At 64.7% G+C, this 14,760-nt stretch carries 15 protein-coding genes; 6 read left to right on the top strand and 9 right to left on the bottom strand.

All coding sequences use genetic code 11. From position 1 onward, the window contains the following. The first annotated feature begins 62 nt into the window (after window positions 1-62). Together QM712_RS07085 and QM712_RS07080 are read left to right on the top strand one after the other, a co-directional pair. Window positions 63-248, top strand: coding sequence for a hypothetical protein (locus QM712_RS07085; protein ID WP_007609848.1), 186 nt, complete (start codon window positions 63-65; stop codon window positions 246-248). A 31-nt stretch (window positions 249-279) separates the two neighbouring features. Further along, window positions 280-1,050 carry an SDR family NAD(P)-dependent oxidoreductase gene (locus QM712_RS07080; protein WP_415022360.1) on the top strand — a complete coding sequence of 257 codons (771 nt, stop codon included), beginning with the start codon at window positions 280-282 and terminating at the stop codon, window positions 1,048-1,050. 74 nt (window positions 1,051-1,124) lie between these two features. Here QM712_RS07080 and QM712_RS07075 read toward each other — a convergent pair whose 3' ends face one another. The 4 genes from QM712_RS07075 to QM712_RS07060 all read right to left on the bottom strand — a co-directional run bounded on the left by QM712_RS07075 (window position 1,125) and on the right by QM712_RS07060 (window position 6,012). Next, window positions 1,125-1,877 carry an outer membrane protein gene (locus tag QM712_RS07075; RefSeq protein ID WP_415022359.1) on the bottom strand — a complete coding sequence of 251 codons (753 nt, stop codon included), beginning with the start codon at window positions 1,875-1,877 and terminating at the stop codon, window positions 1,125-1,127. A gap of 366 nt (window positions 1,878-2,243) precedes the next feature. Further along, window positions 2,244-3,017 (bottom strand): outer membrane protein, encoded by a 774-nt coding sequence (locus tag QM712_RS07070; protein ID WP_415022358.1) that lies wholly within the window; start codon window positions 3,015-3,017, stop codon window positions 2,244-2,246. A gap of 198 nt (window positions 3,018-3,215) precedes the next feature. Continuing rightward, on the bottom strand, window positions 3,216-4,424 hold the full coding sequence (locus QM712_RS07065; RefSeq protein ID WP_415022357.1) for an FAD-dependent oxidoreductase: 1,209 nt from the start codon (window positions 4,422-4,424) through the stop codon (window positions 3,216-3,218). A gap of 79 nt (window positions 4,425-4,503) precedes the next feature. Then, entirely contained in the window at window positions 4,504-6,012 is a 1,509-nt protein-coding gene (locus tag QM712_RS07060; RefSeq protein ID WP_415022356.1) for a caspase family protein, read from the bottom strand. A 197-nt stretch (window positions 6,013-6,209) separates the two neighbouring features. On the opposite strand from QM712_RS07060, the gene QM712_RS07055 reads away from it, so the two are divergent. The 4 genes from QM712_RS07055 to fabA all read left to right on the top strand — a co-directional run bounded on the left by QM712_RS07055 (window position 6,210) and on the right by fabA (window position 10,757). After that, on the top strand, window positions 6,210-7,175 hold the full coding sequence (locus QM712_RS07055) for a helix-turn-helix domain-containing protein (RefSeq protein ID WP_415022355.1): 966 nt from the start codon (window positions 6,210-6,212) through the stop codon (window positions 7,173-7,175). Between the two features lie 300 nt (window positions 7,176-7,475). Then, window positions 7,476-8,957 (top strand): DEAD/DEAH box helicase, encoded by a 1,482-nt coding sequence (locus tag QM712_RS07050; RefSeq protein ID WP_415022354.1) that lies wholly within the window; start codon window positions 7,476-7,478, stop codon window positions 8,955-8,957. 103 nt (window positions 8,958-9,060) lie between these two features. Beyond that, window positions 9,061-10,128 (top strand): GGDEF domain-containing protein, encoded by a 1,068-nt coding sequence (locus QM712_RS07045; protein WP_415022353.1) that lies wholly within the window; start codon window positions 9,061-9,063, stop codon window positions 10,126-10,128. Window positions 10,129-10,226: 98 nt separating this feature from the next. Then, window positions 10,227-10,757 carry a bifunctional 3-hydroxydecanoyl-ACP dehydratase/trans-2-decenoyl-ACP isomerase gene (gene fabA, locus QM712_RS07040; RefSeq protein WP_415022352.1) on the top strand — a complete coding sequence of 177 codons (531 nt, stop codon included), beginning with the start codon at window positions 10,227-10,229 and terminating at the stop codon, window positions 10,755-10,757. Window positions 10,758-10,760: 3 nt separating this feature from the next. On the opposite strand, the gene QM712_RS07035 is transcribed toward fabA, so the two are convergent. From QM712_RS07035 to sufD, 5 genes are all read right to left on the bottom strand, one after another. Then, window positions 10,761-11,204 carry a TfoX/Sxy family protein gene (locus QM712_RS07035; protein WP_415022351.1) on the bottom strand — a complete coding sequence of 148 codons (444 nt, stop codon included), beginning with the start codon at window positions 11,202-11,204 and terminating at the stop codon, window positions 10,761-10,763. A gap of 175 nt (window positions 11,205-11,379) precedes the next feature. Continuing rightward, window positions 11,380-11,778, bottom strand: a complete 399-nt coding sequence (locus QM712_RS07030) for a HesB/IscA family protein (protein ID WP_415022350.1) — start codon at window positions 11,776-11,778, stop codon at window positions 11,380-11,382. Between the two features lie 62 nt (window positions 11,779-11,840). Further along, complete coding sequence (locus tag QM712_RS07025; RefSeq protein WP_415022349.1) at window positions 11,841-12,212, bottom strand: SUF system Fe-S cluster assembly protein; 372 nt, start codon at window positions 12,210-12,212, stop codon at window positions 11,841-11,843. Then, on the bottom strand, window positions 12,209-13,456 hold the full coding sequence (locus QM712_RS07020) for a cysteine desulfurase (protein WP_415022348.1): 1,248 nt from the start codon (window positions 13,454-13,456) through the stop codon (window positions 12,209-12,211). The genes QM712_RS07025 and QM712_RS07020 overlap by 4 nt, the downstream gene beginning before the upstream one ends. After that, window positions 13,453-14,757: a Fe-S cluster assembly protein SufD gene (gene sufD, locus QM712_RS07015; RefSeq protein ID WP_415022347.1), complete on the bottom strand. Its 1,305-nt coding sequence runs from the start codon at window positions 14,755-14,757 to the stop codon at window positions 13,453-13,455. The genes QM712_RS07020 and sufD overlap by 4 nt, the downstream gene beginning before the upstream one ends. Window positions 14,758-14,760 lie beyond the last annotated feature (3 nt).

Here is a 14,760-nt window from a genome sequence, read left to right as displayed (position 1 = left end):
TGTCCCGAGGTGATCGTTCACACCGCGCGACGCGACAGAAGCGGACCAATGGGGAGGAATGCATGCGCAGATTTCTGCTGATCGCAGGCCTGTTTGCTCTCGCCGTCGGTCTGCTTTGGATCGGACAAGGCACGGGCACCGTCGCCTGGCCGCGATCGAGCTTCATGGTCAATCAGTTGCAATGGGCCGGCTACGGCGCAGCGATGGCGGGCTTCGGACTGGTGCTGATCTGGCAGAGCAACCAATAAGAGAATCCAAAGCAGCAAGGGGTACCGAAGCATGACATCCAGCCGGTTCGATCTCCGCGGCAAGGTCGCGGTCGTGACGGGAGGCAATGGCGGCATCGGGCTCGGCATGGCCCATGGTCTTGCCGATGCCGGCGCCGACATCGCGGTGGTCGGGCGCAACGAAGCCAAATCGGCCGCCGCCGTTGCCGACCTGAAGCAGCGCGGTGTGAAGGCGATCGCGGTCACGACAGACGTGACCGACAAGGCAGCGGTCAACGCCATGGTGGAGCGCGTCGTCAAGGATCTCGGCCGCCTCGACATCCTCATCAACAATGCTGGCATGAGCATCCGCAAGCCGCCGCACGAGCTCGAGCTCGACGAATGGAACAAGGTGATCGACACCAACCTCACCAGCGCCTTCGTGTGCTCGAAGGCCGCGTATCCGGCGCTGAAGGCATCGGGCCATGGCAAGGTGATCAACATCGGCTCGATGATGTCGATCTTCGGGGCGAGCTTCGCGACGGCCTATGCGGCGAGCAAGGGCGGCATCGTTCAGTTCACGCGCGCCTGCGCCAATGCCTGGGCGCCGGACAACATCCAGGTCAACGCCATCCTGCCGGGCTGGATCGACACTGATCTGACCCGCGGCGCGCGGCAGCAGGTGTCGGGGTTGCACGAGCGGGTGCTGGCGCGCACGCCGGCTGCACGTTGGGGCGACATCGACGATTTCGCCGGCATCGCGGTGTTCCTCGCCTCACCCGCATCGGACTTCGTCACGGGCACCGCGATTCCCGTCGATGGCGGCTTCTCGGTCATGGCCTGAGCTGAGACGAAAAAAGCCCCGGCTGGAAGCCGGGGCCATTGCTGGTGGTCAGGAAGGATTACGCGATACTGAACTCAGTATTTGGCAACGACCGCCCCGCCGGTCGTGAACTTGTAGTTCACACCGATCCGAACCATGTCGTACTGATGCTGGAAGCGGTAGACGAGGAAGTCGGCCGGGAAGACGACGGTCGTATTCGAGCTGCCGAGATCGACGTGAAGGTATTCACCCTTGAGCGTCCAGTTCGGCGTGAAGGCCCATTCGACGCCGGCGCCGGCGGTCCAGCCCACGCGAGTCGCCCCATTCGATCCGAAGCCTGCCGGCGGAGGCGGAACGGTCGCGCTCGACGCGCTGTCCGACACGCCGCCATACGCTAGGCCGCCCGTGGCGTAGAGAAGGACGGTATTCCAGGCATAGCCGATCCGGCCACGCACGGTGCCGAACCAGTCAAGCTCGCTCGAGCCGGTGCTGAACGTGGGCAACAACCCGACGACCGCAGCGCGCGAGATCCCAACCGATTGCTTGATCCCGGCGCCCTGAATGTCGGCCTCGAGACCGAACACGACCTGATTATATTGCCAGTTGTACCCGATCTGGGCGCCGCCGAGCCAACCCTCCGGGCGAACTCCCAACGCGGTCGGAATGGTGCCACCGGCAATCGCCGCCGGGATCGCGATGCCCCCGGAATTCCCGACGAGATTGCCGGTGCTGCTGCCCCAGCCGTACCCACCGTTCAAGCCACCGTAAAAGCCGGTCCAGTTGTAGACCGTTGCGATCGGAGCCGGCGGCGCCTTGGTGTAGGGACGCGCGGCAAGGTCAGCTGCCATCACCTGTCCCGACGCACCGACAGAAACAATCGACGCAACCAGCCACCCAAAATGCCTGTTCATAGCCACCCCTTGAAATCCAGAAACAATCGATCCGGATTATGGACAGCGGTTCACGCGCGACTAGTCCAAAATGTCGCACCCCTGAGTTCCCTGCCGCTTTCTCCCGTGAATGTTGCGCGACTGCCACGGAAATGTGCGTCCGGCACATATCTTCTGCACAGATATGCACGTTGCCGGTCATATTACGGAGAAGCTTCCTCCGAACGGCCGACTCGTCCGGCAGCCAATGTGCTCTCCCGGCCAATACGAAGAAGCCCCGGGGGGCATCCCGGGGCTTCCGCGCATCACGTCTGGTCGAAAGGCTCAGTAGCGGGCGATGACCGGCGCGTCGAACTTGTAGCTCGCGCGCACGACGGCCCACTGGAGATCGCGCGGCTTGGCATCGAAGGAGTAATTCCCCGACGTGCCGCCGAGCTGGTAGGTCTGGCTGCCGAAGGCCGCGTAATTGTATTCGAGGCCAATGATCCAGTTGCGGGTGATGCCGTATTCCCAGCCCGCGCCGACGGTCCAGCCGTTGGCCCAATGGGTCTGGCCACCGGAGCCCGTGGCCGGGTTCGGGATGGTGTCGCTCACAGACAGGCGGTTGTTCACGCCGGCGTAGCCGCCCTTGATGTAGAACAGGTTGTTCTGAACGGCGAAGCCGGCGCGACCGACGATGGTCGCGAGCACGTTCGCACGCCAGGAGAACACGTCGTCGGCGTTGCCGAACAGCGTGTTGGCAACCGTGCCCTTGTTGTCGAGCCCGGAGATCGTGCCCTCCATGCCGAACACGTAGTTGTTGGCCTGCCAGTTGTAGCCGATCTGCGCGCCGCCCATGATGCCGGAGCCACGCTGACGATATCCCTGCCCCGGCGCCAGATCGCCGAAGGTGCTCGTGTTGGCGCTGTTGACGAACTGCTCGTTGGTCCAGGCGCCACCGATGTGGCCGCCGACATAGAAACCGGTCCAGTTGAACAGCGGCTCGACATAGGCCGGCGCCTTCGTGTAGGGCCGCGCGGCGAGGTCGGCAGCGGAAGCCGCGCCAGTGGAGACCAGAGCCGTCGTGCAGGCGAAGGCAGCAATCAATTTGTTACGCATGGTACACACCCCTTGTCTTTGATGGGCGCACGCTCACAGACAGTTCTTACTAAAATTGGAATCACGCGATCGCGCGCATCGGGATTCGCATTCGCGTGTCTCGAATCCGTTTGGGCTGTTGCAGCGGCGCAACGCGCGGCACCGAATTTAACGCGTCGTTATCCCTACGCTGCCGGGCACGCGCGCGCAGGCCTGCCTCTAGGCGGCTTTCGAATGCACGTGCTCAGGCCGCACGCCGATTGCAAGCAGGCGCGCCGGAATGCCCTGCAGCCACGGCAGCGCGGTGATGAGGCGCAGGACCAGCGGCACCTTCAACGGCTGCCCACTTGCCCTGAGCGCGCCGCTGATGATGTGGTTCTGCACTACCACCTGCATCGCCTGCGTCATCTTCACCGGAAACTCGCGGCGACGTCGGACGGCATCCAGTTCGTGCTCTGACGGGCACCCCTGCCGCAACTTGTCGGCCAGCAGGTTCGCCGTCGCCACGGCATCCTGGACGGCGAGATTGACGCCTACGCCTCCGACCGGCGACATCGCATGCGCGGCATCACCGATGCAGAGCAGCCCCGGCCGTGTCCAGCGCGGCAGGCGATTGATCGCCACGGTCAGAAGCTTGACATCGTCGAAGCTCTTCACGTCGGCAATTCCGGATTTCAGGATCGGCGCCATCCGCACGACGTCGTCGAGGAGCGCCTGCAATCCCCTCTCCTTCACCACCTCGTACTGTCCCTTGGCGATGACATAGGCGCATTGCCAATAGTCGCCCCGGTTGAACGTGACCATCATGCTGCCCGGCTCGACGCGCGCGAACAGATCCTCGGTTTCGTCCGCGCGGCGGCCCACGCGGAACCACAGCACGTCCATGGGCGCGCCGAATTCCTTCACGGCAAGGTCTGCGCGCTCGCGCACCGTCGAGTGGCGGCCGTCGCAGGCGATGGTGAGGTCGGCTTCGATGTCGATGGGGCCGTCGGGAGTCGTCGCGCGCACGCCGGCGACGGTGTCGCCGCGGCGGATCAGGTCGACGCCCTCCGTGTTCATCAGCACCTTGAGCGATGGGAAGCGCCGGCCGGCCTCACGCAGGAAATTCAGGAAGTCCCATTGCGGCATGAACGCGATGAAGGGATATTTCGTGTGCAGGCGGCCGAGATCCGCGATCCGCACCAGCGTTCCGCCGAACAGCCCGTCCATCTTCTGCAAGCGCTGATGCGGCAGCTTCAGGAACCCGTCGATCAGGCCGAGTTCGTCCATGACCTCGAGCGTCGAGGGATGCACGGTGTCACCGCGAAAGTCGCGAAAGAAGTCCGCGTGCTTCTCCAGCACGGCGACGTCGATGCCGGCGCGCCCGAGGAGGTAACCCAGCATCATCCCCGCGGGGCCGCCGCCGACGATGCAGCACCGAACTTTCAAGGCGCGAGCTTCCACGATCCGACCTCCGGGACTTTCGATCCAGGCGACCGATTGTAGCGCAGGGAGAGCCTAGCCGCTGTCAATTGTTGCTGCGGTTCCCCGTGCGGAAGCTCTTGATCTCCGACACGCTGCCGTCGCGATAGGTCAATTCGACCGAGACGACCTGCGTCGATGGTGCGAGCTTCATGTACAGCGGCATGCCGGCGGTGATCGTGCTCGGGTCGCGGATGTCGCAGGGCGGCATCTTCAACACCTGGTTGGGGACGGCAGTGTCGATGCCGATGCGCACCTCGCGGATGGCGCATCGGTAGGACACCAGATGGGTGTAGTAGACGAGCAGCCCGTTGAACTCGCGGAACGACAGCCAACTCGTGGCCGTCATGTCGAGGATCTTGCGCTGATCCCGGATCAGTGCAGCCTCGGGGTCGAACCGGATCGGGAACGGGCCCTGCATGTCGCCGGATTGATCGACGTAGCGGACTTCGATCGTGCCGGCCTGCGCGTCTGCGGGCAACTCGATCGAAGGACTCGGCATTCGCTTGCGCGTGCGCGGATCGAGCGTGTCCATGAAGCCGGTTTCGCGGAAATCGCCGTTGCCGGCCATGCGCCAGGAAATACCGAGAGTCGGATCGGCGAAGGAGAACACCACGGTCCAGCCGCCATTGTGCCGCGAGAAGCTTGCGATCGGGGCGTTGGTGGTCTCCTCCTTCGGCACGCGGGGCACCGACACCGGCGGCAGCGCCGCGACCTTCTGGGGCGGATCGGCCGGACGGGCGGCGGCATCCTTCGCCACGCCGCTGAGGAAGACGTCGTCGACCATCTGGTCGAAATAGACCGGCACCTGCTTGTGCTTGACGCTCTCGGCCATTTCGCTGACCAGCCGCCGGGTCCGCTGCGCCACCTGGACGAGGTTCTCGCCGGGCTGGAGCAACTCCCTGGCGAACGTGCGCGTGAACACCGAATTGGGATTGGCGTCGTCGTTGGACAGGCGGTCGAGCGCGGTCTGGCGCGGGCCCGCCGAGAACACCGAGAACACGCCTTCGGGCAGCTGCGTCATCGGCGCCAGGCCGCCGCCGCCGGCCACCGCGCGCGTGCCGGAGCGCTCGAACGGATTGTTACGGCAGGCGTCGAACACAAGGATGGACGTACGCGCCTTCTTGTTCTGGAGACGCTCGACGACACGGTCGGCCAGGATGGAGGCATCGCGCACCAGTTCCTCCTGCCCCTCGGCCGCCGCCGGCACGTCGGTCGGGAGCAGATAGTTCTGGCCCGCGATCTCGAAGCCATGGCCGGCGTAGAAGAAGAACGCGGTGTCGCCGGGCTCGATCGCCCTGTCGAAGGCCAGCAGCGTCTCGGAGAACTGCTGCCGGTTCTGGTTTTCGGCCACCATGACCGAGAAGCCGAGTTGCTTCAGCGTATCGCCCATGGTGCGGGCGTCGTTGACCGCCTTGAGCAGTTTCGGGACGTTCTTGTAGTCATTGTTGCCGACGACGAGCGCCACGCGCTTTTCGGCATGCGCGGATGTCGCGATGCCGAGGCCTGCCGCGAGGCTGAGTGCCGCCAGAATTCCAAGAAGCCGTCGCGCCATCGAAAGTCCCCGTTACAGGCGTCCCAAGCAGGCGCCCTCGAATAGGTCGGGAACCTCCGCCGTTGATGTCATAGTCGGCCCAGCGATGACAGGGGTTCAACCGGCGCACGCGACGGGTTCCATCGGCATGGCCTAGCAGAATGGGCCGGAATCTGTTCTTTTCCAAAGCGCAATTCTGTCCGAGACGGGGGGCCACCGTGTATCGCTGGTGCACCAACGAAGTCGAGCCAGGCGACCGCTTCGATTATTGGCGCGAGGTACGCGCCAGGGGATTGTTCGGCGTCACGGCGGAACTCGATCGCGAACGACGCAGCGACTTCTTCGGCGAGTTCTCGCTGCGCCAGTTCGGGGGAGCCGGTTTCGTCGAGCTGAGAGCTTCGCACTACACTGTCGAGCGCACCAGGGCCGACATCGCCTACGCGCCGGGTGACAGCATTTGCGTCTATCAGCAACTCGGCGGCGGCGGCAGGTTCGACGCCATGCGCACGGGCGATTTCGCGATCGCCAATGGCAGCTTCGCCACCAGCCACACCGACCAGCCCTATCGCACGGTGCCGCTGGGCGCCGGGGGTTTCCATTTGCGCATCCTGAAGATCCCCGTGAGCGGTCTGCCGACGCAGGACAAGCGCGTGCGTGAGCTTGCCCCCAAGGTATTCGACGATGCCGCCATCGCGCCGCTGCTCGCGACTTGTTTTGCCGATCTCTGCGAGGCTCCCGCGAACGACGGCGGCCCGTCGGATGCGGCGCCGCTTGTCCAGGCCCTGGCCCATCTGGCGCTGATCGAGCGCGGCGTCGTGCAGCCCGGCAGCCGGCGCGGACAAGCCGCGCTGCGGGTCGCCCGCCTCTCGCAGGCGCGGCGGCTGATCGTGCACCATCTGCGTGATCCCGATCTGGCGCCGGCGATGGTGGCGGACCTGCTCGGCATTTCCGTGCGTCATCTGCACATGCTGTTCGAAACGGTGGAGAAGAGCTTCTCGCAGACCGTAACCGATGAGCGCCTGAAGCAGAGCCGCCGCCTGATGCGCGAGGCGCCCGAACGGCTGATCGCCGACATCGCGACCGCCTGCGGATTCGAGAGCCTCGCCACCTACTATCGGGTCTTCAACGCAGCCTACGGCATGGCGCCCGGTGATTTCCGGGCCCAGGCGTCGGAAGCCCATTGATGGCGGCCCAGGCCGCCTCTACCTCGGCCAGAAGTCGGGCGGAAAACCCCAGCCGCGCCCGCTATTTGGACGAAAACCTCAGGTTTTTTAGGGTCTTCCCGCGCCTGCTCCATTGACTTTGGCCGATTCCGCCCTATGTTCCGGGGCGACGCAGCTCAGATCGGGTCACGATTCCTGAGCTTGGCGCTTTGTTCGCGTAAGTCAGCACCCCCAGCTTCTTTGAGAGCGCGCCGTTTCGGGGTGGAACGCGACCAGCCTTTTTACCCTCGATTCCGAACGGCGGTTTCGACCAGAGGCTCAATGTCCTTTTCAAATCTCGGACTGTCCGAAAAAGTCCTCGCCGCAGTGGCGGCCACGGGTTACACCAACCCCACTCCCATTCAGGAACAAGCGATCCCCCACGTCCTCGCACGCAAGGATGTGCTCGGCATCGCCCAGACCGGCACCGGCAAGACCGCGGCTTTCGTGCTGCCGATGCTCACCATCCTCGAAAAGGGTCGCGCCCGGGCGCGCATGCCGCGCACCCTGATCCTGGAACCGACCCGCGAGCTCGCGGCGCAGGTCAAAGAGAATTTCGACCGCTACGGCGCCGGCCAGAAGCTCAACGTCGCCCTGCTGATCGGCGGCGTCTCCTTCGGCGACCAGGACGCCAAGCTGATGCGCGGCGTCGACGTGCTGATCGCAACCCCGGGGCGCCTGCTCGACCACACCGAGCGCGGCGGCCTGCTACTCACCGGCGTGGAGCTGCTCGTCATCGACGAAGCCGACCGCATGCTGGACATGGGCTTCATCCCCGACATCGAGCGCATCTGCAAGCTCGTCCCCTTCACGCGGCAGACCCTGTTCTTCACCGCGACCATGCCGCCGGAAATCCGGCGCATCACCGAGGCCTTCCTCCACAATCCGCAGAAGGTCGAAGTCTCCAAGCCCGCCACCACCGCCGTGACGGTCACGCAATCCCAGGTCCCGGCCGGACGCGAGGCGCACGAGAAGCGCGAGTTGCTTCGCCGCCTGCTCCGCGAAGCCAAGGACCTCAAGAACGCAATCATCTTCTGCAACCGCAAGCGCGAGGTTGCGATCGTTCACAAGTCGCTGCAGAAGCACGGCTTCAGTGTCGGCGCGCTGCACGGCGACATGGACCAGCCGGCCCGCATGGCCGCGCTCGACCAGTTCCGCAAGGGTGAATTGCCGCTGCTCGTCGCCTCCGACGTCGCAGCCCGCGGCCTTGACATTCCCGAGGTCAGTCACGTCTTCAATTTCGACGTTCCCCACCACGCCGACGATTATGTCCATCGCATCGGCCGCACTGGCCGCGCCGGCCGCACCGGCACGGCGATCTCGATCGTCACGCCGCTCGACCAGAAGTCGATGGCCGCGATCGAAAAGCTGATCGGCCAGAACATTCCGCGCGCCGAGGGCGACTTCGAGGTGCACGCCGACAGTGCCGAGCAGAGCGAACGTCCGCGCGAGCAGCGTGGTCGCGAACGCTCACGCGGCGGACGTGGCAAGTCGTCGCGCGGTCAGCAGCGCGGCCACGACCGTGAACGCAATCACGAACCGCGTGGCGAGGCGCGTCACGCATCCGAAGCACGGCATTCCTCCGACACGAAGCCTGCGCAGGAGCCGCGTCACGGCTCGCGCCAGCAAGCTCAGGCGTCGCATGTGCCGTCGATCGGCCGGCCCGAACCGCGCCGTCAGCGCGAGGTCGACACCGAGCCCGGCGATCACTCGCATCTTCCCGCATTTCTGCTGCGGCCGGTGCGCTCGCCCGCGGGTGCGTGACGGGCAACCGTTTACCGCCCGTTCACGATCGTCCGTTAGCCTACGAACATAATTTAAGCATTGCCGCGGTCGATGGCGCGCCGACTGCTGTGGGGTATGTTCTGTGGTCAAGGTGCTCGACGAACACGAACGCACGATGGCGTTCGCCGAGGTGGCTCTCGGTCAGATCCGGTCGCTCAGGCAAACAGCAATCCCCCGCAACTACGAGATCTGGTACGTCTACGCCACCGGCTACAACGCACCGCTCAACAAGATCATCAATGAGACGCTGGCGCGGAACGGCAAGCTGACCGAAGGCGATCTCGAGCAGATCTACGAGACCTATCTCTCCCACATCAAGACCACCGATCGAATCGACAAGGTCGGAGCCCGCGTCATCGGCGAGATCGACGACGTGATGAAGGTGCTGACCGACGCGCTCGGAATGACGAGCTCCTACGATGCCAGCCTGTCCGGAGCGAGCGAGAAGCTGTCGTCGGCGAAGAGCCGCGAGCAGATCAGATCGATCGTCGAGACGCTGGTCCGCTCGACCAGCGAGATGCGCGAGACCAACAAGGCGCTGGAAGACCGGCTGACATCGTCGAAGAACGAGATCAGCAACCTGCAGCAGAGCCTGGAAGCGATCCGGGCCGAGAGCCTGACCGATCCGCTCACCGGCCTCGGCAACCGCAAATATTTCGATCGGATGATCGGCATGGCAGTGCAGAGCGCACTCGCCAGCGGCGAGCCGCTCTCGCTCCTGCTGTTCGACATCGACCACTTCAAGTCGTTCAACGATTCCTACGGCCATCTCACCGGAGATCAGGTGCTGCGCTTGGTCGGCCTGTCGCTGAAGCAGACCATCAAGGGTCAGGACATCACCGCGCGCTATGGCGGCGAAGAGTTCGCGGTCGTGCTGCCCAGCACGGCGCTGCGCCAGGCCCTCACCGTCGCGGATCACATCCGTCGCGCCGTGATGGCCAAGGAATTGAAGAAGAAATCGACCGGCGAGATCCTCGGCCGCGTCACCATCTCCGTCGGCGTCTCCATGCTCAAGCAGGGCGACGATACCGACGCGCTGATCGAACGTGCCGACGCCTGCCTCTACGCCGCCAAGCGCAACGGCCGCAATCGCGTGATCTGCGAGGCCGACCCGGAGTATGTCGCGGAATCCCGCAGCCAGGTGGCGTAGAAAGCCGCTCGCCGCACGATCGCACGTGCTTGACATTCCAGCCTGCCGACCGACATTTTCCCGACGTATGATTGCGAGCGTCGAGAGGACTTGCCGTCTTGCCCAACCCTCATGACTTTCACGCGCCCCAGCCGTCCTACACCAAGGACGAACTGCTGAGATCCAGCGAAGGTGGCTATTTCGGCCACGGCAATGCGCAACTGCCGGCGCCGCCCATGCTGATGATGGATCGCATCACCGAGATCAACCTCGAGGGTGGCGAGTACGGCAAAGGCAGCATCGTCGGTGAATTGGACATCGCGCCAGGACACTGGTTCTTCGACTGCAACTTTCGCGGCGACCCGATGATGCCGGCATCTCTGGGGCTCGACGCGATGTGGCAGATGATCGGCTATTGGCTCGGCTGGTCGGGCTCGCCGGGCAAGGGCCGCGCCATCGGCGTCGGCGAGGTGGAGTCCACGGGGGTCGTCACACCGGCGACACGATGTGTCCGCTATGAGGTCGCCATGCGGCAGGTCCGGCGCGGCAAGCTGGTGCTCGGGATCGCCGACGGCCGCGTGCTCGCCGATGGCACCTGCGTCTTCACGGCCAAGGATATGAGGGTCGGCCTCACAAAAGCCCTCGACTGAACCTCAAGCGGTTCGCCCGGCGCGCTTTCGAGCCTGGCTTTTCTTGCGCGTCGTCTTCGGCCCCTTCACAGGCCTGGCGGCTTTCTTCGCGGGCCTGCTCACCGCCTTCTTTGCCTTGGGTCGCTTCTTGACCTTGGCGCGCTGCGCGGCGGCGAGCGCTGCCCTCGCCCATTGCGCAAGCTCCTCGGAATCGTCGAACAGACGCGCGGGTAATTCCCAATAGGAGTTGACCAGCACGGTCTTCGCACGGGTCTGATACTGGAACGGTTTCGAACCCTCGGCCTCGAAGCTCGGGATGGTGGCCTCGTCGGCACGAAAGAACAGGCCGGCGCGCAGCGCGAGCGCAAAGTTGATGCCGTCGACCGAGATGCCGTAGCCGGAAAACATCTTGCGGATGGTGACGGGGCCAAAACCGGCAAAGAGGTCGATCAGGAATTCGCGGTCCATGGCCAGGCTGCCTCCCCGTCATCCCGGCAAGAACCAGGACCCGTTGCCTCAGGGGGAGTTTAGCGAAGACGGATCGTCGTGCCAGTACGACCCTGACACCGCGCCACCAAAAGATCATGCGCCATGGGTTCGCGGCTTTCGCCGGACGACGCCGGTGGATTCGCGAGAGCCGGTCTTACCCGTCGATGTTCGCCGGACGCAGCTCGACCGACTCGCCGCAGCCGCAGGCCGAAACCTGGTTGGGATTGTTGAAGACGAACTGGGCCTGCATCTTGTCGGCCTTGTAGTCCATCTCGGTCCCGAGCAGGAACAGCACGGCCTTGGGGTCGACTAGGATCTTCACGCCCTTGTCCTCGACGACTTCGTCGGTCGGACGGACTTCGTGGGCGTACTCGACCGTGTAGGACTGGCCGGCGCAGCCACCGTTCTTGACGCCGACGCGCAGGCCGACGATCTCGGAATCGGCACGCTGGGTCAGTTCGGAAATGCGCTGGGCGGCAGCATCCGTCAGCCGCATCACCTGCGGTCGCGGGCGCCGGGGCTTCGGGGTGGATGCTGGTGTTACCTGTGTCATGTCAGTGATGTGGTCCGTTGCGAAGCGAATTCAATCCCGAGGATTCGAAGCAGAGATACGCGTCACCACATGTTGAGCACGAGGCGCGCCTCGTCGCTCATGCGTTCTGGCGACCATGCCGGCTCCCAGACCACCTTGACGTCGACCACGCCGACGCCGGGAACGCTGGCAACCGCATTCTCGACCATGGTCGGCAGTTCGCCGGCGGCCGGACAGTTCGGCGTCGTCAGCGTCATCAGCACGTCGACGGAACGATCGTCCTTGATCTCGACCTTGTAGATCAGACCGAGCTCATAGATGTCGGCCGGAATTTCCGGATCGAACACCGTCTTGAGCCCGGCGATGATCTCGGTGGTCAAGCGCTCGGTTTCCTCCGGCGGCAGCGCCGAATGGGTTTCCATCGGATTGGCTTTGACTTCGGCCGTGTCACTCATGCGAACAAATCCCGCGCTTTCAGCAGCGCCTGAGCCAGATGGTCGACTTCTTCACGCGTATTATACATGCCAAACGAGGCACGGCATGTCGCCGTGACATTGAACCGCTCTAAAAGCGGCATCACGCAATGGGTGCCGGCGCGCACCGCGATGCCCTGGCGGTCGATCACGGTGGCAACGTCATGGGCGTGCGCGCCCTTGAGCTCAAAGGAGATCACCGGTCCCTTGCCCCGAGCGGTGCCGATCAGCCGCAGCGAGTTGATCTCACGCAGCCGCTCCTGGGCATAGGTGAGGAGATCGTGCTCATGCGCGGCGATGCGCTCCTTGCCGATCGAGTTGACGTAGTCGATGGCCGCGCCGAATCCGATCGCCTCGACGATCGCCGGTGTCCCGGCTTCGAACTTGTGCGGGGGATCGCCGTAGGTGACGACGTCGCGGGAGACTTCGCGGATCATCTCGCCGCCGCCATTGTAGGGACGCATCGCCACGAGGTGGTCGTACTTGGCGTAGAGCGCGCCGATGCCGCTCGGCCCGTAGACCTTGTGGCCGGTGAAGACGTAGAAGTCGCAGTCGATGTCCTGAACGTCGATCGGAAGGTGCACCGCACCCTGGCTGCCGTCGACCAGCACGGGAATGCCCCGGGCATGGGCGATCCTGACGACGTCCTTGACCGGGACGATGGTCCCGAGCGCATTCGACATCTGCGTGATCGCGACCAGCTTGGTCTTCGCCGTCAGCAGCTTCTCGAACTCGTCGATCTGGAAATTGCCCTCATCGTCGACCGGCGCCCATTTGATCACCGCACCATGACGCTCCCTGAGGAAATGCCAAGGCACGATGTTGGAGTGGTGCTCCATGATCGAGATGACGATCTCGTCGCCGGCCTTGATGTTCGGCACGCCCCAGGACGAAGCGACGAGGTTGATCGCCTCGGTGGCATTGCGGGTGAAGATGATCTCTTCGGTGCGGCGCGCGTTGAGGAATTGCGCGACCTTGGCACGTCCGCCCTCATAGGCCTCGGTCGCGGCATTGGCGAGGTAATGCAGGCCGCGATGCACGTTGGCGTATTCGCTGACATAGGCCTTGGTCATGCGGTCGAGCACGGACTGCGGCTTCTGCGCGGAGGCCGCGTTGTCGAGATAGACCAGCGGCTTGCCATAAACCTCCATGGCGAGCGCCGGGAAATCCTCGCGCACGCGCGCAACGTCATAGGAGCCGTTCTTGACCGCGGGATGCGTGTTCATCGACGCCGCTCCAGCCATCGCTCGGCGATGCCGATCACGTGCTCGCGCAGGCCGTCATCGGCGATCTGCTCGATCGCTTCGCCCACGAAGGCCTGGATCAGCAGCGCCTGCGCCTGCTTCTCGGGCAGGCCGCGGGCCTTCAGATAGAACAACAGGCTGTCGTCGAGCGCGCCGGCGGTCGCACCGTGGCCGCAGGAGACGTCGTCGGCGAAGATCTCGAGCTCGGGCTTGTTATCGGCCTCGGCTTCGTCCGAGAGCAGCAAGGCGCGCGTCATCATCTTGCCGTCGGTCTTCTGTGCATCCGGGCGGACGATGATGCGGCCCTGGAACACCGAGTGGGCGCGATCGTCGATCACGGCACGGAAGGTCTCGCGGCTGACGCAGTTCGGCACGGCATGGTCGACGACCAGCGTCGTGTCGCCGTGCTCGGTCTTCTTGAGCAGGTTCACGCCGTTGACCGAAAGCTCGCTGCCTTCACCCGCCAACGTGACGAAGCCCTGCAGGCGGCTGACGGCCGCGCCGGTGGTCATGTTGAAGAAGTTGAGCTTCACGTTCGCGCCGACGGTGACGAACTGCGAAGTGATGTTCACCGCGTCGGGCGCATCGTCCATCAGGCGGATATGCGCGACGTCGGCATCGTCGCCGACCGTGACGATCACCGCGTCGTTGACCTGATAGGTCTTGGCACCGGCCGCGACGAAGCTCTCGATGATGGTGGCGCGGGCGCCCTTCCCGACCCGCACCTGCGAGCGCGTGAAAGCGGACGCCGCGGCGGCGGTCGCGACATGGATGATCTGGACGGGAACAGACAGTTGCGTGCCGTCCGCGATCGACAGCACGACACCGTCGGTCGCCATCGCGGCGTTCAGCGCGATCACGGCATCGGTGGAGGCGGTCGTGAGCAGCGCGGCGTCCTTCTCCAGCGTTTCCCGGAGGGACTTGAAGCCGACCTCGGAAGCGAGCGTCTTCACGTCGGACAGTTCGGCGGCGAACACGCCGTCGATCAGAACCAGCTTGCGCGCACCTTCGATCGCATGCGTGTTCACGGCGTCCGCGGCGCGCTTCAACGCGGCCGCATCGGGCGCGGCGGCGATCGGCAGCACCTCGCCGACCAGCGCGCGCAGATCCGTGTACTTCCATTCCTCGATCCGGCGGTGCGGCAGCCCGAGACGCTCATAGGTCTCGAACGCCTTGCGGCGCACCGCGATCACGGCCGGCGAACCTGGCAGGCGGCTTTCTGCGCTGGCGAAGAGATCACTCACCGCGCGGCCGCTCCCGGTCTTTGCCACAGCAACGTTCATCGC

This window comes from Bradyrhizobium sp. (assembly GCF_047605465.1).
Taxonomy (GTDB): domain Bacteria; phylum Pseudomonadota; class Alphaproteobacteria; order Rhizobiales; family Xanthobacteraceae; genus Bradyrhizobium.
Note: the sequence above shows the minus strand (reverse complement) of the source record. Positions and strands in the feature narration are given on the sequence as shown.